Raw genomic sequence first — 15,695 nt, forward strand, 5'->3', positions numbered from 1 at the left:
GGAGAAAGTATTCACTCCGCTCATAATTAGAACGAGTATCACCCAATAGTAATAGATTGAATACGGCATTTGTGCCCTTAAATGCCATTTAAACATCCTAAAATATGATTGAATTAACCTAAACTATCATTTCAGCCAATATGTTGTTTTGAGTTAAAAATGCTCTGTTTATCCCGCTATGATTTCACTGATATCTGTATGTTCCGCCTGAAGAGATTGATGCAACAAAGGACAATAATATGGAAAGGATACCCAAAGCCGCTGATAAAAACAGGCAAACAAAAAGGATGTCGTACCGATGAGTAAACGAATTTTATTGACCCTGCTGCTGATTGCAGTAGCGGTTTCTCTGGCTGTGCTGTTCCGGGCGCACAATCAGGATCTGTTATTGCAGGGTGAAGTGGATGCACCGGAAGTCATTGTGGCCTCGAAAGCCAAAGGCCGGGTGACAGAACGTCATGTAGAACGCGGTGACGATGTCAAAGCCGGACAGCTATTGATTACCCTCGACAGCCCCGAATTAATGGCGCAGTTACGTGCGGCTGAAGCGGCGCGCGATCAGGCAAAAGCGCAGCTTGATCTTTCCGTTAACGGCACGCGTGAAGAAAGTATTCGCAATCTGAAAGCCACGCTGGCGCAGTCGCAGGCGGAATACATTAATGCACGGGACCTTTATAACCGTAATGCCAAAATGGCATCCAAAGGTTTCATTTCTGCGGCTGATTTGGAAGATTCCCGCCGCGCCCGCGACAGTGCTTATCAGCAGGTGCTGGTGGCCAAAGCCAACCTGGATGAAGGCGTCAACGGTGACCGCGTCGAGCAACGTGAAAGCTATGCCGCTCAGTTGCGCCAGGCGGAAGAAGACCTTCTGGAAGTGAAAGCGCAAACCGATGATTTATTAGTCAAAGCCCCGGTTGATGGTGAGGTCGGACCGATTCCTGTGGAGGTCGGCGAGTTGCAAAACGCCTCGAGCCCGTTACTGACGTTGGTTCGTCTGCCTGATGCGTATTTCGTGTTTAACCTGCGGGAGGATATCCTGGCGGGCGTGCGTAAAGGCGATAAAGTCCGGATACGCGTTCCCGCGCTGAATAACCAGATGATCGAAGCGGAAGTGCGTTACCTTGCTCCGCTTGGCGATTATGCGACCAAACGCGCCACGCGAGCGACCGGCGACTTTGATTTAAAAACTTTTGAAGTGCGTCTGTATCCCGCGAAACCTGTGCCCGGATTACGTCAGGGCATGAGCGCATTGTGGCAATGGCAAGCTCAATGAGGCCGGTCAAAGCGCCGCGCAGTGAAAGGGTAAAAGCCGCATGGCGCTGTTTCAGTCGGGCTTTTACCCGCGAGGTCCGGCATGCTTTCCGCAAGCCGGTGATCCACTGGTTGTGCTGGATTTTTCCTCTGCTGCTTTTCGGGCTTATCAGCAGTAACTTCTCGGAAGGTACATTGCTGGATTTACCGGTATCTGTGGTCGACAATGATCATAGTCCGCTATCCAAAATGCTGGTCCGCAAACTGGACGCCGGTTCTCACGCGCACGTGCAGGCTTTTGAAGGCGGTTTGCCGGAAGCTGAATACCGTCTGCGTACCGCGCAGGATTATGCGCTTTTGTATATTCCCAACGATTTTGAAGCCGATGTGCTGGCCGGAAAACAGCCCGGCGCCGTCCTCTATTACAACGCATTATTCTACGGTGCCGGATTATATTCCACGCAAGATTTCAGCGGACTGATCACCGAACTTAATACCCGCTACCGTTCAATCATTGCGACAGAAATGGGGAAAACGCTGCCTTCGCTGGCAAGTGTAGATCTCTCGTACGGCAGCCTGTTTAACGCCAGTGGCAGCTACATTTATTATCAGCAATTTGCCGCGACCATCCATCTGCTGCAACTGTTTACTGTCACCTGCATGATTTACGTGATGGCGCGCAGCCAGGCATTACTCGGCGCACCTTCGTTCACACTGGCATTGCTTGGCAAACTCGCGCCATACACATTGTGTTTTACCACGTTGCTGATGGTGGAAATCGCCATGCTGGTCGGGTTTTTTGACGCCCGTGTCAGTGGTAATCCTTTGTATATGCTGCTGATCGGTTTTTTCTATGTGATCGCCGCACAAAGCCTCGGATTACTCCTTTTCACTTTCACTAAAACCACCATCACGGCTTACACCATGATGGGGATTTTCGTCAGTATTGCGCTGACTTTCTCGGGCATGGCGGTGCCGGTGCTATCGATGCCGTTGCCAGCCCGTATCATTTCCGGTATTGAGCCGCTGAGTTATGCGCTGGCCGCCATGTTTGATGTTTTCCTGCGGGAAGTGTCAGTGCGCGGCATTCTGATGGTGTGTTGCATTCTGCTGATCTATCCGCTGCTGACCAGTTTGCTGGTGCGTAAACGCCTGTATATGCGAATGAAACAACAGGAACCAGGGCAATGACGGGGCGCGAATGGGGTAAAACCTGGTGGAAAACCTTCAGTAAAGTGCTGACCGGTTTGCTCGATAAACCGATGTGGATGATGTTACTGCTTTCACTGTGTGTGATGAGTCTGGTTTATGCCAACAGAACAGTGTGGGACTTGCCCGTCGCGGTGATCGACCAGGATCACAGTACGGCCAGCCGCATGCTGTCCCGCCAGCTTGATGCGGGGTCGAAAATTGCCACCGTCGCGTATGACAATCTGGCTGACGCGGAACACGATCTGGCGCTGCGAAAACTGTTCGCAGTGATCATCATGCCGGTCGATCTGGAGAAGAAGATCCTCGCCGGACAAAATATTGTGATCCCGGTGTATGGTGATGCCACCAACCGGCTGGCAAACGGGCAGATTCAACAGGATGTGCTGTCGGCGTATCAGTCGATCCTGACGCAGTACAACACAGATTTGCTGCTCAGCAACGGTTTCAGTGAGCGTCAGGCCAGCGTGGTGCTTTCGCCGATCCTGGGCCAGTCATCTGATCTGTTTAACCCCGGCATCAGTTTTGCCGCCATTATTTTTCCAGGTTTACTGGTGATGCTTTTGCAGCACTCATTACTGATAGCCAGTGTGCGCGTCAGTATTGTGCTCAACAGCGGGCCTTCCGGGAAATCATCGATCCCGGCGTTTCTGGGGGGAATTTCAGCCTTGATTCCGGTCTGGCTTTTTCTGTCGATTGTATTGTTCGTATTGTGGCCCTGGGTATTGGGTTACCGGCAAACGGCAACCATTCCTGAGATTTTGCTGCTGACGTTTCCGTTCCTGATGGCGGTATTAGGTTTAGGGAAACTGGTGACGGAATGTCTGCGCAGCGTGGAGCTGATTTACCTGACGCTGGCGTTTCTGACTACGCCGGTCTTCTATATATCAGGTACCATCTGGCCGTTGCAGGCGATGCCCGCATGGGTTCGGGCGATTTCTTCCATGCTCCCTTCAACGTGGGCGACCAAAGCCATTGCCGGTGTGAATCAGATGGGATTGCCGTTTAAAGACGTGGGTGGCGACATTATGATGCTGCTGATCCTGTGCGTGTTTTACACTTTCATTGGCATTGCCGTGGGCATGTTGCGTGATGGCGTCCGGCTGCGCGCGATGTTCCGGCCGAAGCCTCCGCACTCATAAAAAAGGGATATGGCGCAGTGGTCATATCCCTTCTTAGTGTTGTTTGTCTGTGGTTACTGGCGCAGTTCCAGCCCGGCGACACGCTGCCAGTAGCCATTACAGTCGGCTTTATCGGTAAGTGTCAGCGGATACAGTCCGCGTTCGTTGGTGCGAAACGCTTCAAGCGTGGCGAGTGTGTCCATGGTTTCCGGCGACAGACGCACAATGTCTACCAGCCCCTGCATTGACATAAGTTCGTTACCCAGGTTATAGCAATAGCCGCTTTGCGTCTGAATGCCGTTGAGCACGAACACCTGCTGATTTTCCTGAGACAGCATTTTACGGCCCTGCGGATAACTGATGCAGCAGGTTTCACATTCATCCTTCGCCCGGTTTTCTGAACGTGCAGTAAAACAGCGCGCCGAATACGCCAGTGGCAGATGCCCGTAGGACAGCACTTCTACGTCAAATTTATCGCGAATGCCCAAAGCCTGGCATTGGTTGAGCAGATTCACCAGCCAGTCACGGGAAAGCTCGACGGGCATACACCAGCGCACCATGCCCTGTTTATGCAGCAATTTCAGCGTGACCGCGTTGTAGCAATTCAGCGCATGGCCGGCGACAAATGGCAGATTGCGTTCCGCCGCCATATTCACCGCGCCGAAATCATTGGCTTCGAGCAAAAATTCACCGTTCTCCACATAGCGTTTCAGTTCATTGAGCTCTGACGGTGCCTGCAACAACGCCAGCGTGGAAATCACCACCTGTTTACCCGTTGCAGCCAGCTGACGCGCGATCTCCAGCCAGTCGTTCACTTTCATTTCCCGGCGTTTGGCACACACATTTTCGCCGAGGTAAATCACATCCGCGCTGCTGGTCGCCGCAGCCTGATAAAAGTCTTCCACCTGTGCTTTCGGCCAGTAATAAAGGAGGGGGCCTAAAGAATATTTCATCATCGTCTCTTCAGTTACTGCCACTTGCGGTGATAGGCACCCAGCGTCGTTTGTGTGCCCTCAGACATGGAGCCCAGCGTGTTCATCCAGGCTTCCTCGGTTTTAAAGTTTTGCGGATCAGCCATGCAGCGGTCGATGGCCGCACGCCATACGCGTGCGACCTGGCTGACATATGCCGGGCTGCGCTGACGCCCCTCAATTTTCACTGACGCAATATTGGCGGCGAACAGTTCCGGTAATAATTCCAGCGTGTTTAAACTGGTCGGTTCTTCCAGCGCATGGTATTTCGTGCCATCCACCAGATAACGGCCTTTACACAGAGTCGGATAACCGGCGTTTTCGCCTTCGTCATAACGGTCGATCAGCACATCATTCAGACGTGATTCCATGCCCTGCATGGTCTGTTGCCAGCGTACGAACCGTGCCGGAGAACAGGCACCCACAGTATTGGGCGATTCGCCGGTCAGATAGGACGAAAGATAGCAGCGGCCTTCGGCCATAATGCACAGGCTGCCGAATGCGAATACTTCCAGCGGCACAACGGTAGTACGGGAAAGCTGACGCACCTGATGCATGGAAAGCACACGCGGCAATACCACGCGGGCAACATCAAAGTTGCGTTTATAGAAACGAATGGCTTCGTCGTTGGTGGCGGAAGCCTGCACCGATACATGGCGTTCAACATGAGGATATTTATTCGCCGCGTAATCCAGCATCGCCAGATCAGCCAGGATCAGCGCATCTGCGCCGAGTTGTGCCGCCATATCTACCGCGCGTTCCCAGCGCTGATAACCGTCAGGATGGGCAAATGTATTGATAGCAATATGCAGTTTACGACGGTGGCGGTGAACGTAACTGGCGGCTTCCTGCAGCTTTTTTTCCGTAAAATTCAGGCCGGCGAAATGGCGCGCATTCGTGTCATCTTTCAGACCGATATAAACCGCATCTGCGCCATTGTCGATCGCCGCTTTCAGCGCAGGTAAATTTCCTGCCGGGCAAAGTAGCTCCATTCTCGTTCCTTACTGCAACCGGTCAGCCAGAGCTGAACAGTTGGGGGTGATGAAAAGCCAGTTGCCGACGTCATTCATTCATCAGTCAGGGCTTTGATTGGCGAACTATTTTAGAGAATGCAGGGATGCAATATTTTGATTTGAGGCAGTTTCTGCGGCTTTGAAGGGCTTACCGCCCCCGGGGAGGTTGTACGTGGCGTTTTTCTGTTGCAGTATTTATTGATATAGACCGCTGAACGTTACCGGCAATGTGTCAAAATAGGCCGCATAACCGCCTTAAAACTTGTCGAAAAGTTACCGAGAGGAGTAGTGCCAGTGTTGCAAAAACTACGTGCACGTTTGGTTCGTCAGGGACCCACCCTGTTGAGTGTGCCTTTGAAATTCACGCCATTTGCATTACAACGTCAGGTTCTGCAACAGGTGCTGAGCTGGCAGCTTCGTCAGGCACTGGCTGATGGCGAACTGGATTTCCTCGAAAACCGATGGCTGAAAATTGATGTCAGCGATCTGAACCTGAGCTGGCTGATGTCGGTGGGCGAAGGTAAGCTGATGATCGCTGAACACGGCGAGGCGGATGTCAGCTTCAGCGCAAACGCTAACGACCTGATCCTGATTGCCGCCCGTAAAGAAGATCCTGATACGCTGTTCTTCCAGCGCCGTCTGCGCATTGAAGGCGATACGGAGCTCGGTCTGTATGTGAAAAATCTGATGGATTCTATCGATCTTGATACCATGCCGCTGTTGCTGAAAAACGGTCTGCTGCGTTTGGCCGGTTTTGTCGAAGCGGGACTGCAAGAGGACCGCGGGTCAAAAACTCCGGTAGCTGAGCCATGTTAATCCGTACTGAAATTCCGGTCGATGCTGCGGGCATAGACCGTCTGCTGCGCGCCTCATTTCCGACTGGCGCAGAAGCTGATCTGGTGCAGGAGTTGCGTGAAGATGGTCTCCTGACGCTTGGCGTGGTCGCGACCGACGATGAAGGGGGTGTCGTGGGGTATGTGGCATTCTGTCCGGTGGATATTCAGGGCGAAGACCGTAACTGGGTGGCGCTGGCACCGCTGGCGGTAGAGCACTCTCTGCGTGGTCAGGGACTGGGCGAAAAACTGGTGTACGAAGGGTTAGATTCCCTGAATGAATTTGGTTATGCCGCGGTCGTGGTATTAGGTGACCCTGCGTATTACAAGCGTTTCGGTTTTCAACCTGCGGCTGCTCACGGCCTGCATTGCCGCTGGACAGATACTGAAACCATGTTCCAGCTGTTTACTTTGGCAGACGATGCGCTGTCCGACGCCAGCGGTGAAGTGGTCTTCCCGTCAGCGTTTAATCGCTTCTGATGACAGTCAGAGGGCACAGAGGCCGGTTTCCCGGCCTTTTTTATTTTCCGCTTTCCGCGAATCCCAGATAATTTTCCAGGCATTCCGGCGCGTTTGTCACCAGCAGCTCTTTCTGTGCCTTACTCAGTTTTTTGACTTTTATTTCCAGCTTTGATGCCCGCGAGCGGTCACCTGCCTGGCACTGAAATGCCAACGCTAATTCTCCTTTCCCACGCAATGATTTCGCTCCTTTACCACACTGATGCTGGGCGAGACGCCGCGTCACGTCTGTCGTGATGCCGGTATAGAGCATCCCGGTAGGCGTTCTCAGCATATATAAAAACCAGTTGGCGGTGACGGGCATAAGCTTAGGTATGGGAAAGGAAAAGGTCGTGTCAGTTTACCCGAAAGGCACAACAGAGTGAGGCAAAACATCGTCATACAGCGTTAAACTGTGAAAAATGAAGATGAGGATTGGCGATGAATAACCCTGATGATCTGCAACATATCCTGAAATTTTTGAAAAAGAACCATGTATTGGCGCTGTGCGCTACTGCTGACGGCGAAATGTGGAGCGCTAATTGCTTTTATGTTACCGATGAGGGCAGCATGACGCTCTATTTCATGACAGAACTCAAAACTCTTCATGGCTCGCTGATGTCCCGATCGCCACACATTGTGGGAACGATTGCGCCACCTCCGAAATCCATCGCGCTAATTAAAGGCATTCAGTATCGTGGGGAAGCTACCGTTCTCGATGGTGAAGAAGAAAGCCTTGCGCGCAGTCAGTATTGTAAACGTTTCCCTGTCGCCATCGCGATGAAAGCGCCGGTCTGGGCACTGAGGCTCAGCCACATTAAAATGACAGATAATGCGTTGGGATTTGGTAAGAAACTTGTATGGGACAGAGAAGAGACAAGGTGATTTGCCCCTCTGTGCAGAGGGGCGGCGGGTTTATTCTGCCAGAATCTTCAGTGATTCACGGTTAAAAGCGGGCAGATCATCCGGCGTCCGGCTGGTGACCAGCGTGTTGTTGTCGACCACCACTTCTTTGTCATAAAACTCGGCACCCGCATTTTTCACGTCCACGACCACCGGTTTCACCGTGGTGAGTTTGCGTCCCCGAACGACATCGGCATTAATCAGCAATTGCGGCCCGTGACAGATGGCGAAAATCGGTTTGCCGCTATTGGCGAACTCCCGGGTAAATTCGACAAACCGGTCATCTCCGCGCAGGGTATCCGGCGAATGTCCGCCGGGCAGCAGCAGGGCGTCAAACTCAGCGACGTTCACATCATCAATTGATTTATCAATGGTAACGGAAGCTTTCCCCTGCTTGCCTTTAATGACGTTACCCGCTTTGTTCTCAATGGTGATGACCTGATGTCCAGCCTCGCGATAAGCCCCGGCGGGTGAAGTGAATTCAGAATCCTCAAATTCATCAGTGATGAGTACCGCTATCTTCTTGCTCATGGTTCCTCCTGCTGAGAATGTGTTTTTTGACTTACCCCCATAATCCTAGAAGCCAGGGACGGACTGATCAAACTGGATTCCTCCGAGTCTGGTCAGGTAACAGGAACTGTCTTATAGCGTGATATTCACATTCAGGTAACACTTCGATCCTCTGTGTCTGTATGCCGTGATTTAAAAGGAAGTGATATGGCAAAAGTTCTTCTGCTGGGTGGGAGTGGTCTGATCGGGAGGGAGCTTTTACGCCTGCTGCAGCTGGATCCGCGTGTCAGCCGTATTGTTGCGCCGAGTCGCCGTCCGTTGCCACCGGGCAATAAACTGATCAATCCGCTGGGCACGAATCTGACCTCACTGGTTGTTGCACTTGATGAACCGATTGATTTGCTGTTCTGCTGTCTGGGTACCACACGTAAACAGGCGGGAAGTGCACAGGCATTTCGGGCCGTGGATTACGATCTGGTGGTCGATTGCTCCAAAGCGGCACGGGAACTGGGTGCCCGCCATTGTCTGGCTGTCAGCGCACACGGCGCGGATGCGCATTCGTGTTTTCTCTACAACCGCACCAAAGGTGAAATGGAACTGGCGCTGATGCAACAGGGCTGGCCACTGCTCACGCTGGTCAGACCGTCGCTGCTGGTAGGCCGGCGTCATCCGCCGCGCCTGCTCGAGCAACTGAGCGCGCCATTATTTAAAATGCTGCCAGGGAAATGGAAAGCCGTGGAGTCTGACATCGTGGCAAAAGCTTTGCTGGAACAGGCGTTTAACGCCGGGTTGGGGGGGATCACTGTGCTGGATTCCGATCAGATTGCTGCCAGCGTTGAAGAACTTTAATGCACAGGGATCCGCTTCAGCGGATCCCTGTGATAAGCTGACAGGCAAAAAATGCGAATTTCCTGCCTGTCAAACCCTGAGCCCGCTCCCCGCCTTCTCTACAGATATTTTTCCGCAAACACAGCCAGATCTCTGAAGTCCGGCATCCTTTCTTTCAGTGTTTCATGATCCCAGTTCCACCACTGACTTTTCTCGATCCGTTCGATCATACTGTCGTCAAACCGCATGCCGATCTTTTTAGCCGCCACGCCTGCGACGATGGAGTATGGCTCGACGTCTTTGGTCACTACGGCTGACGTACCAATGACCGCGCCATTGCCGACTTTCACGCCGGGCATCAGCACCGCGTTATGACCAATCCATACATCATTACCCACGGTGACGTGATGTTCACGTCGCCAGTCGAAAAATGCCTGATCGTCCTCACCCAGCCCGTATGCTGAACTGCGGTAGGTAAAATGGTGCTGAGCCACACGCTGATAAGTCGGATGGTTACCAGGATTGATCCGTACATAGGTGGCGATCGATACAAATTTGCCGATCGTTGCGTAGAAGATCTGATTATTTCCGGCGGTATAGGAGTAATCGCCGATCTGCGTTTCTTCAATAATCGCATTATCGGCAATATGTACATATTGTCCGAGCTGCGATCCGTTCAGCTCGACCTGCTGACCAATTTTAGGTCGGGCATAATCCTGTTCATCAGCCAGCGAAAAGGGAGAAATGATGTCTGTCATAGGATCCTTCATTGTGAAGTTACGGGATAAACAGGCGTACTGACCGGCAGAGAAAGGATCGCCAGCAGATGCTGTAAGGTGTCCTGCAATGCACCGTCGTTGTTCAGCAGATGGCACTCTGCGGGCAGCGTGCTGGCATATTCTCTGGCACGTTGCAGACGGCGGGCAATTTGCGCCACATCCTCACGTCCGCGCTGCGAAAGTCGTGAGGCCAGCACAGGATCCGATACCTGCAAACACACCGGGAGCAGGCGCTGGCCGTAACGCTGACGGGCTTGTTCCAGATGGGCACGCGAGCCGTTCATCACCACATGACAGCCCAACTGCATCCAATGGTCGATCTCAATGCCCACGCCATACCGGCACTGGTGTGCGACCCATTCCAGCGCGAACAATCCCTGCTGACGGCGTTGCATAAATTCAGCTTCGCTCAATGCAATATGATTTTCCGAACCGGCGTCTGCGGGGCGCGTAATATAACGATGCGCCACCGTGACATTGTCCGGTAAATGTTGACGCAGGGCATCCAGCAAACTGTCTTTTCCCGAGCCAGAAGCGCCCATCAGATAGAGTAAACGACTCATTTCATCTCCTTAGACTCTCATCCCCTCAGAACACCTGAATGCCCTGACGCCAGACGTTTTGCACGTAATGATGATCGCCATGCGCGCGTGCCAGCACCAGATCCGCGCGCTTGCCTTCGGCTATTTCACCGCGATCTTTCAGGCCCAGGGCATTGGCCGGATTACGTGTTACCAGTTTCACCGCCTGCGGCAGGCTGAAAGCGTTATTTTCATCACCGGCAATGCGGAAAACAGCATCGAGCAGGCTGGCGGGATAGTAATCAGAAGAGAGAATATCCAGCAGACCGAGCGAGGCCAGATGATGCGCCGGGACATTGCCTGAATGGGACCCGCCGCGCACAATATTTGGCGCACCCATCAGCACCTGCAAACCGTTGGCGTGCGAGGCGCGTGCGGCCTCTTCAGTGGTCGGGAATTCGGCAATCACGCTGCCGAGTGCCAGCGATTCTTCAACATGCGCGGCCGTCGCGTCGTCGTGGCTGGCCAGTGAAATATTGCGTGCCCGGCAGTGCGCGGCAATGGCTTCACGGTTTGGCTGTGCCCAGCGGCGCGAGAGGGCGATTTGCTCTTCCTGATAGTCGTCCATCTGCTGGTCGTTAAGGTGGTACTTGCCCTGATAATACTCACGGTATTTCTGCGGCGTGGCGAACTGGCGCTGGCCCGGTGAATGGTCCATCAGCGAAACCAGTGACAATATTGACGTATCCATCAGCTTTTCGAACAACGGCAAGGTGGTTTCATGCGGCAGTTCGCAGCGCAGATGCAACCGGTGTTCGGCGCGGTTTAATCCGGCATTCTGGCTGTTGATGATAGCGTCGATCATCTTTTGCAGATTATCCAGACGATGCCCGCCGTCGCGCACATCACCGACAGCGACGGCGTCCAGCACCGTGGTGATGCCGCTGGCGACCATCAGGGCATCATGACTGCTCATAGCCGAATGCGCCGGCCAGTCAACTTTCGGGCGCGGCGTGAAAAATTTATCCAGATTGTCGGTGTGCAGCTCGATTAAACCCGGCAGCAACCAGCCGCCCTGCGCATCCAGCGCCTGTGGCAACTGACTGCAGCTGTCTGCGAAGGCGCTGATCACGCCGTTTTTCATCTCAAGCGATCCTTCAACAACCTGATCGTCGAGTACCAGTCTGACGTTATTGATGATCATACGGACATCTCCGGCGCGGTTTCGGGGCTCATTTCATACAAACGGTCGGCAACACGTTGGCGCACATCCTCGTCATGGAAAATCCCGACGACCGCCGCACCGCGTGCTTTGGCCTGCTCAATCAGCGTAACCACGGCGGCGCGGTTAACCGCATCCAGTGAGGCGGTAGGTTCATCGAGCAACAGCACCGGATAATCGACCACAAAACCACGGGCGATATTCACGCGCTGTTGTTCGCCACCGGAAAACGTTGAAGGCGCAAGATGCCACAGGCGTTCCGGTACGTTCAGATGGTGCAGCAATACGCTGGCGCGTGATTCACTCTGCGCTTTATCCACACCCAGTTCGAGCAGCGGCTGCATCACCAGATTCAGCGCGCTGATACGCGGAATAACCCGCAAAAACTGGCTGACCCAGCCGACGGTATGACGGCGAACCGCCAGAATCTCGCGCGCTTCGGCGCTGACGATGTCGATTTGCTGACCCTGATGCTCCACCCAGATGGTGCCGCTGTCCGGCAAATAGTTGCCGTATAAGGAGCGCAAAAGGGTGGATTTTCCGCTACCGGACTGGCCATGCAGCACCACACATTCCCCGGCATTGACCGTCAGACTGGCGTGACTGAACACCGGTAATCGGGCACTGTTCTGGTTATGCAGCACGAAAGTTTTACTGAGATTTTCGACCCTGAGCTTCGTCGTCATTTTGGTCACTCTTTCTCTGGAAGTAGATTCAGGACAGCACGGAAGAAACAAGCAGCTGTGTATAGGGATGATGCGGATCGTCGAGCACGCGGTCGGTTAAACCACTTTCCACCACCTGACCTTGTTTCATCACCAGCAAACGGTGCGCAAGCAGGCGGGCAACGCCAAGATCGTGGGTGACAATCACTACTGCCAGCTGCATTTCCACCACCAGCGTGCGCAGTAAATCCAGCAGACGTGCCTGAACGGACACATCCAGGCCACCGGTTGGTTCATCCATAAACACCAGACGGGGATGCGTCACCAGATTGCGGGCGATTTGCAGACGTTGCTGCATTCCGCCGGAAAACGTGGTCGGCAGGTCATCAATACGTGAAACCGGGATTTCGACATCTTCCAGCCACTGACCGGCCTTCTTGCGGATATTGCCGTAATGGCGCTCACCGACAGCCATCAGACGCTCGCCGATATTTCCCCCGGCTGAAACCTGGCGACGCAGGCCGTCCATCGGATGTTGATGCACCACGCCCCAGTCGGTGCGCAGCAGACGGCGGCGGTCACTTTCGGGCATGTCATACAACGATTGCGCAGGAACCTGCCCGTTGTTGTAAATCACGTTGCCTTGCTGCGGCGCAAGACGGGCAGAAATCGACTGCAACAGTGTGGTTTTGCCGGAACCGGATTCGCCGACAATGCCCAGCACTTCGCCGGGATACAGATTGAACGACACATCGCAAAAGCCTTTGCCCGGCGCATAAAGATGAGTCAGGTTATTCACCGACAACAGCGGCCCGGCGGTAAGATTTAAGGGAGTGTTCATCAGTGGTTACCCTCGTTTGAAGCCTGTTGCTCAACCTGCTGAGCGCAAAAATCGGTGTCGGAGCACACGAACATGCGGTTGCCCTGATCGTCGAGCACCACTTCATCGAGATAACTGTGGTGCGAGCCGCAGAGGGCGCAGGGCTCATCCCATCGCTGAGCGGTAAACGGATGATCGTCAAAGTCCAGACTTTCTACTTTGGTGAACGGTGGCAGGGCGTAAATGCGTTTTTCACGCCCGGCGCCGAACAGCTGCAATGCAGGCATCATGTTCATCTTCGGGTTATCAAATTTCGGGATCGGCGACGGATCCATCACGTAACGATCATTCACTTTCACCGGATAGGCGTAGGTGGTGGCGATATGGCCGAAGCGTGCAATGTCTTCATACAGCTTCACCTGCATCACGCCATATTCTTCCAGCGCGTGCATTTTGCGGGTTTCGGTTTCACGCGGTTCGATAAAACGCAGCGGCTCCGGGATCGGCACCTGAAAGATCAGGATCTGATCTTCCTGCAACGGTGTTTCCGGAATGCGGTGACGGGTCTGGATCAGGCTGGCTTCCACGGTTTTCCCGGTGGTTTTCACCCCTGCGACGCGCTGGAAGAATTTACGGATCGACACGGCATTGGTGGTGTCATCAGCGCCCTGATCGATAACCTTCAGCACGTCGTTTTCGCCAATCACGCTGGCAGTCAGCTGGATCCCGCCGGTGCCCCATCCGTAAGGCATCGGCATTTCGCGACCGGCGAACGGCACCTGATAACCGGGGATCGCCACCGCTTTCAGGATGCCACGGCGGATCATACGTTTGGTCTGCTCGTCGAGATACCCGTGGTTGTAGCCGGTGATCGTTTGGGCGGCATTATTGTTCATGGGCGGAGTCCTGTTGTTTTGCGGCGCGCAGGCGTTTTAACAACTCCAGTTCGGCCTGGAAATCGACGTAATGCGGCAGCTTGAGGTGCGAGACAAAACCGGCGGCTTCGACGTTATCGGCATGGGATAACACGAATTCTTCATCCTGCGCCGGACTGCTGATCTGTTCGTTGTATTCACGGGTTTGCAGTGCGCGATCGACCAGCGACATCGACATCGCCTTGCGTTCAGCGCGACCAAACACCAGTCCGTAACCGCGGGTAAAGTGCGGGGGCTTGTCTTCCGGTGCGACAAAACCGTTCACCATCTCGCATTCGGTCAGCAGGATTTCGCCGATATCAATCGCAAAGCCCAGCTCTTCCGGCACGATTTCGACCGTCAGCCAGCCGGTGCGGATTTCACCGGCGAAAGGATGCGTTCGCCCGTAACCGCGCTGCGTGGAATAGCTCAGCGACAGCAAAAATCCTTCATCGCCGCGGACAAGTTGCTGCAGGCGCGCGGCGCGGGATGCCGGATAGACAGGCGGCGTGCGGGTGATATCTTCCGGTTCGCTGCCGTCATCTTCTTCCTGAATCGCCAGCTGTTGTTGCGTGAGTAAATCAAACACATGGCCGCAGTTTTCCGGCTGCGGTTCATCTGCCACTGGCGTGAACGGCGCTTCGCCTTCGGCCAGCAGCGCAAAGTCGAGCAGACGGTGGGTGTAATCGTAAGTGGGACCGAGCACCTGACCGCCGGGTAAGTCTTTATAGATGGCGGAAATACGCCGTTCAATACGCATCGATTGGGTATTCAGCGGCTCGCTGGTGGCCAGACGGGGTAATGTCGTGCGGTAAGCGCGTAGCAGGAAAATGGCTTCAACCAGATCCCCGCCGGACTGTTTAATGGCCAGTGCTGCCAGTTCGCGGTCATAAATCCCGCCTTCGCTCATGACGCGATCGACTGCCAGACCTAATTGTTGTTCGATCTGATCACAGCCGATTTCATTCACATTCGTGTTGCCACGGCGCTCGTGCGCCAGCAACTGATGGGCGGCGGCAATCGCCTTCTCACCCCCTTTAACGGTTACATACATCAGCAGACCTCCACGCGCGTGGTGCGCGGTATGGCAATCAGTTCTTCGCCGCAGGTGAACATAAAGTCCAGACCCAGCGGGAAACGGTGAGGACGGTTCAGCAGATAATCGCGCACGCAATCAGGCAACTGTGGAGAAATAATCCGGCTGTTTTCAATGCCCGGCCCGCGCAGGCGCAGCGGCGTGCCACCGGTCAGGCTTTCGAGCTGAACAATCACGCTGGTCGCCAGCTCCGGCGACATTTCATCGCCGCACGGGAAAGCCAGCAGGGTTGCGCTGTCCAGCGCAGGATCAGCCAGCGCAAAACTGACAGCGGATGGGTCATTGGTCAGTACGGCGCCGGTATGAAAACGCAGGTTTTTACGCAGGATTTCATCGTTAAGCGATGCACTCAGCCATAGCGGTGTGTCCTGATCGATAAGCGTCAGCAGCACACAGGCACTGGCGGATCCCAGTGCGCCGAAACCGGGCATGGCAGGCAGTTGTACGCTGATGCCTGGCTCGCTTAATCCTTTGAGAATACGGCGAAAACTGTACTGCGCATCGGCGACCGGATGCTGAAAACTGGCAACAAGTGACATGA

At 54.1% G+C, this 15,695-nt stretch carries 19 protein-coding genes; 7 read left to right on the plus strand and 12 right to left on the minus strand.

The window, feature by feature from the left end:
• The first annotated feature begins 298 nt into the window (after positions 1 to 298).
• From ETV65_RS17855 to ETV65_RS17865, 3 genes are read left to right on the plus strand one after another with little or no spacing between them, the layout of a single operon-like run.
• The gene (locus ETV65_RS17855; protein ID WP_129954351.1) at positions 299 to 1,273 is read left to right on the plus strand and encodes an efflux RND transporter periplasmic adaptor subunit; all 975 of its coding nucleotides are present in this window, start codon (positions 299 to 301) and stop codon (positions 1,271 to 1,273) included.
• A complete protein-coding gene (locus ETV65_RS17860) occupies positions 1,270 to 2,442 on the plus strand; it encodes an ABC transporter permease (protein WP_129954624.1) in 1,173 nt (390 codons plus the stop codon). Before ETV65_RS17855 ends, ETV65_RS17860 begins: the two co-directional genes overlap by 4 nt.
• Positions 2,439 to 3,602: an ABC transporter permease gene (locus tag ETV65_RS17865; protein ID WP_129954353.1), complete on the plus strand. Its 1,164-nt coding sequence runs from the start codon at positions 2,439 to 2,441 to the stop codon at positions 3,600 to 3,602. Before ETV65_RS17860 ends, ETV65_RS17865 begins: the two co-directional genes overlap by 4 nt.
• A gap of 53 nt (positions 3,603 to 3,655) precedes the next feature.
• Here ETV65_RS17865 and ETV65_RS17870 read toward each other — a convergent pair whose 3' ends face one another.
• Positions 3,656 to 4,534: a U32 family peptidase gene (locus ETV65_RS17870; protein WP_129954625.1), complete on the minus strand. Its 879-nt coding sequence runs from the start codon at positions 4,532 to 4,534 to the stop codon at positions 3,656 to 3,658.
• A 14-nt stretch (positions 4,535 to 4,548) separates the two neighbouring features.
• Positions 4,549 to 5,544 carry a peptidase U32 family protein gene (locus ETV65_RS17875; protein ID WP_129954355.1) on the minus strand — a complete coding sequence of 332 codons (996 nt, stop codon included), beginning with the start codon at positions 5,542 to 5,544 and terminating at the stop codon, positions 4,549 to 4,551.
• A 315-nt stretch (positions 5,545 to 5,859) separates the two neighbouring features.
• Between ETV65_RS17875 and ETV65_RS17880 the strand changes: the two genes are divergently transcribed.
• Both ETV65_RS17880 and ETV65_RS17885 read left to right on the plus strand, forming a co-directional pair.
• Positions 5,860 to 6,381: an SCP2 domain-containing protein gene (locus ETV65_RS17880; RefSeq protein WP_129954357.1), complete on the plus strand. Its 522-nt coding sequence runs from the start codon at positions 5,860 to 5,862 to the stop codon at positions 6,379 to 6,381.
• Positions 6,375 to 6,878 carry an N-acetyltransferase gene (locus ETV65_RS17885; protein WP_129954359.1) on the plus strand — a complete coding sequence of 168 codons (504 nt, stop codon included), beginning with the start codon at positions 6,375 to 6,377 and terminating at the stop codon, positions 6,876 to 6,878. The genes ETV65_RS17880 and ETV65_RS17885 overlap by 7 nt, the downstream gene beginning before the upstream one ends.
• 40 nt (positions 6,879 to 6,918) lie before the next feature.
• Here the strand turns inward: ETV65_RS17885 and ETV65_RS17890 are convergent, their stop codons facing one another.
• The gene (locus ETV65_RS17890; protein WP_129954361.1) at positions 6,919 to 7,221 is read right to left on the minus strand and encodes a GIY-YIG nuclease family protein; all 303 of its coding nucleotides are present in this window, start codon (positions 7,219 to 7,221) and stop codon (positions 6,919 to 6,921) included.
• Between the two features lie 116 nt (positions 7,222 to 7,337).
• Between ETV65_RS17890 and ETV65_RS17895 the strand changes: the two genes are divergently transcribed.
• Positions 7,338 to 7,781, plus strand: a complete 444-nt coding sequence (locus ETV65_RS17895) for a YhbP family protein (RefSeq protein WP_129954363.1) — start codon at positions 7,338 to 7,340, stop codon at positions 7,779 to 7,781.
• A 30-nt stretch (positions 7,782 to 7,811) separates the two neighbouring features.
• Here the strand turns inward: ETV65_RS17895 and ETV65_RS17900 are convergent, their stop codons facing one another.
• Complete coding sequence (locus ETV65_RS17900) at positions 7,812 to 8,330, minus strand: type 1 glutamine amidotransferase domain-containing protein (RefSeq protein ID WP_129954365.1); 519 nt, start codon at positions 8,328 to 8,330, stop codon at positions 7,812 to 7,814.
• Positions 8,331 to 8,516: 186 nt separating this feature from the next.
• Between ETV65_RS17900 and ETV65_RS17905 the strand changes: the two genes are divergently transcribed.
• Positions 8,517 to 9,158: a hypothetical protein gene (locus ETV65_RS17905; RefSeq protein ID WP_129954367.1), complete on the plus strand. Its 642-nt coding sequence runs from the start codon at positions 8,517 to 8,519 to the stop codon at positions 9,156 to 9,158.
• A gap of 98 nt (positions 9,159 to 9,256) precedes the next feature.
• Here ETV65_RS17905 and ETV65_RS17910 read toward each other — a convergent pair whose 3' ends face one another.
• Genes ETV65_RS17910 through phnH form a run of 8 tightly spaced genes read right to left on the minus strand, consistent with a single transcriptional unit; the run spans position 9,257 to position 15,693 of the window.
• A complete protein-coding gene (locus ETV65_RS17910) occupies positions 9,257 to 9,895 on the minus strand; it encodes an acetyltransferase (RefSeq protein WP_129954369.1) in 639 nt (212 codons plus the stop codon).
• Positions 9,896 to 9,903: 8 nt separating this feature from the next.
• The gene (gene phnN / locus ETV65_RS17915; RefSeq protein ID WP_129954371.1) at positions 9,904 to 10,479 is read right to left on the minus strand and encodes a ribose 1,5-bisphosphokinase; all 576 of its coding nucleotides are present in this window, start codon (positions 10,477 to 10,479) and stop codon (positions 9,904 to 9,906) included.
• A gap of 25 nt (positions 10,480 to 10,504) precedes the next feature.
• A complete protein-coding gene (gene phnM / locus ETV65_RS17920) occupies positions 10,505 to 11,641 on the minus strand; it encodes an alpha-D-ribose 1-methylphosphonate 5-triphosphate diphosphatase (RefSeq protein ID WP_129954373.1) in 1,137 nt (378 codons plus the stop codon).
• A complete protein-coding gene (gene phnL / locus ETV65_RS17925; RefSeq protein ID WP_129954375.1) occupies positions 11,638 to 12,345 on the minus strand; it encodes a phosphonate C-P lyase system protein PhnL in 708 nt (235 codons plus the stop codon). Before phnL ends, phnM begins: the two co-directional genes overlap by 4 nt.
• 28 nt (positions 12,346 to 12,373) lie before the next feature.
• The gene (gene phnK / locus ETV65_RS17930; RefSeq protein WP_129954377.1) at positions 12,374 to 13,165 is read right to left on the minus strand and encodes a phosphonate C-P lyase system protein PhnK; all 792 of its coding nucleotides are present in this window, start codon (positions 13,163 to 13,165) and stop codon (positions 12,374 to 12,376) included.
• Positions 13,165 to 14,040, minus strand: coding sequence for an alpha-D-ribose 1-methylphosphonate 5-phosphate C-P-lyase PhnJ (locus tag ETV65_RS17935; RefSeq protein WP_129954379.1), 876 nt, complete (start codon positions 14,038 to 14,040; stop codon positions 13,165 to 13,167). The genes phnK and ETV65_RS17935 overlap by 1 nt, the downstream gene beginning before the upstream one ends.
• A complete protein-coding gene (locus ETV65_RS17940; protein ID WP_129954381.1) occupies positions 14,030 to 15,112 on the minus strand; it encodes a carbon-phosphorus lyase complex subunit PhnI in 1,083 nt (360 codons plus the stop codon). The genes ETV65_RS17935 and ETV65_RS17940 overlap by 11 nt, the downstream gene beginning before the upstream one ends.
• Positions 15,112 to 15,693: a phosphonate C-P lyase system protein PhnH gene (gene phnH, locus ETV65_RS17945; protein WP_129954383.1), complete on the minus strand. Its 582-nt coding sequence runs from the start codon at positions 15,691 to 15,693 to the stop codon at positions 15,112 to 15,114. Before phnH ends, ETV65_RS17940 begins: the two co-directional genes overlap by 1 nt.
• Between the last annotated feature and the right edge of the window lie 2 nt (positions 15,694 to 15,695).

Origin of the sequence: Rahnella sp. RFA10(1/100), assembly GCF_004195115.1 — a bacterium.
Classification (GTDB): Bacteria; Pseudomonadota; Gammaproteobacteria; order Enterobacterales; family Enterobacteriaceae; genus Rahnella; species Rahnella perminowiae.

Bases quoted from the DNA above. Each gene is read 5' to 3' on its own strand.
- ETV65_RS17855 (WP_129954351.1), top strand. From the start codon at position 299: ATGAGTAAACGAATTTTATTGACCCTGCTGCTGATTGCAGTAGCGGTT.
- ETV65_RS17860 (WP_129954624.1), top strand. From the start codon at position 1,270: ATGAGGCCGGTCAAAGCGCCGCGCAGTGAAAGGGTAAAAGCCGCATGG.
- ETV65_RS17865 (WP_129954353.1), top strand. From the start codon at position 2,439: ATGACGGGGCGCGAATGGGGTAAAACCTGGTGGAAAACCTTCAGTAAA.
- ETV65_RS17870 (WP_129954625.1), bottom strand. From the start codon at position 4,534: ATGAAATATTCTTTAGGCCCCCTCCTTTATTACTGGCCGAAAGCACAG.
- ETV65_RS17875 (WP_129954355.1), bottom strand. From the start codon at position 5,544: ATGGAGCTACTTTGCCCGGCAGGAAATTTACCTGCGCTGAAAGCGGCG.
- ETV65_RS17885 (WP_129954359.1), top strand. From the start codon at position 6,375: ATGTTAATCCGTACTGAAATTCCGGTCGATGCTGCGGGCATAGACCGT.
- ETV65_RS17890 (WP_129954361.1), bottom strand. From the start codon at position 7,221: ATGCCCGTCACCGCCAACTGGTTTTTATATATGCTGAGAACGCCTACC.
- ETV65_RS17895 (WP_129954363.1), top strand. From the start codon at position 7,338: ATGAATAACCCTGATGATCTGCAACATATCCTGAAATTTTTGAAAAAG.
- ETV65_RS17900 (WP_129954365.1), bottom strand. From the start codon at position 8,330: ATGAGCAAGAAGATAGCGGTACTCATCACTGATGAATTTGAGGATTCT.
- ETV65_RS17905 (WP_129954367.1), top strand. From the start codon at position 8,517: ATGGCAAAAGTTCTTCTGCTGGGTGGGAGTGGTCTGATCGGGAGGGAG.
- ETV65_RS17910 (WP_129954369.1), bottom strand. From the start codon at position 9,895: ATGACAGACATCATTTCTCCCTTTTCGCTGGCTGATGAACAGGATTAT.
- phnN (WP_129954371.1), bottom strand. From the start codon at position 10,479: ATGAGTCGTTTACTCTATCTGATGGGCGCTTCTGGCTCGGGAAAAGAC.
- phnM (WP_129954373.1), bottom strand. From the start codon at position 11,641: ATGATCATCAATAACGTCAGACTGGTACTCGACGATCAGGTTGTTGAA.
- phnL (WP_129954375.1), bottom strand. From the start codon at position 12,345: ATGACGACGAAGCTCAGGGTCGAAAATCTCAGTAAAACTTTCGTGCTG.
- phnK (WP_129954377.1), bottom strand. From the start codon at position 13,165: ATGAACACTCCCTTAAATCTTACCGCCGGGCCGCTGTTGTCGGTGAAT.
- ETV65_RS17935 (WP_129954379.1), bottom strand. From the start codon at position 14,040: ATGAACAATAATGCCGCCCAAACGATCACCGGCTACAACCACGGGTAT.
- ETV65_RS17940 (WP_129954381.1), bottom strand. From the start codon at position 15,112: ATGTATGTAACCGTTAAAGGGGGTGAGAAGGCGATTGCCGCCGCCCAT.
- phnH (WP_129954383.1), bottom strand. From the start codon at position 15,693: ATGTCACTTGTTGCCAGTTTTCAGCATCCGGTCGCCGATGCGCAGTAC.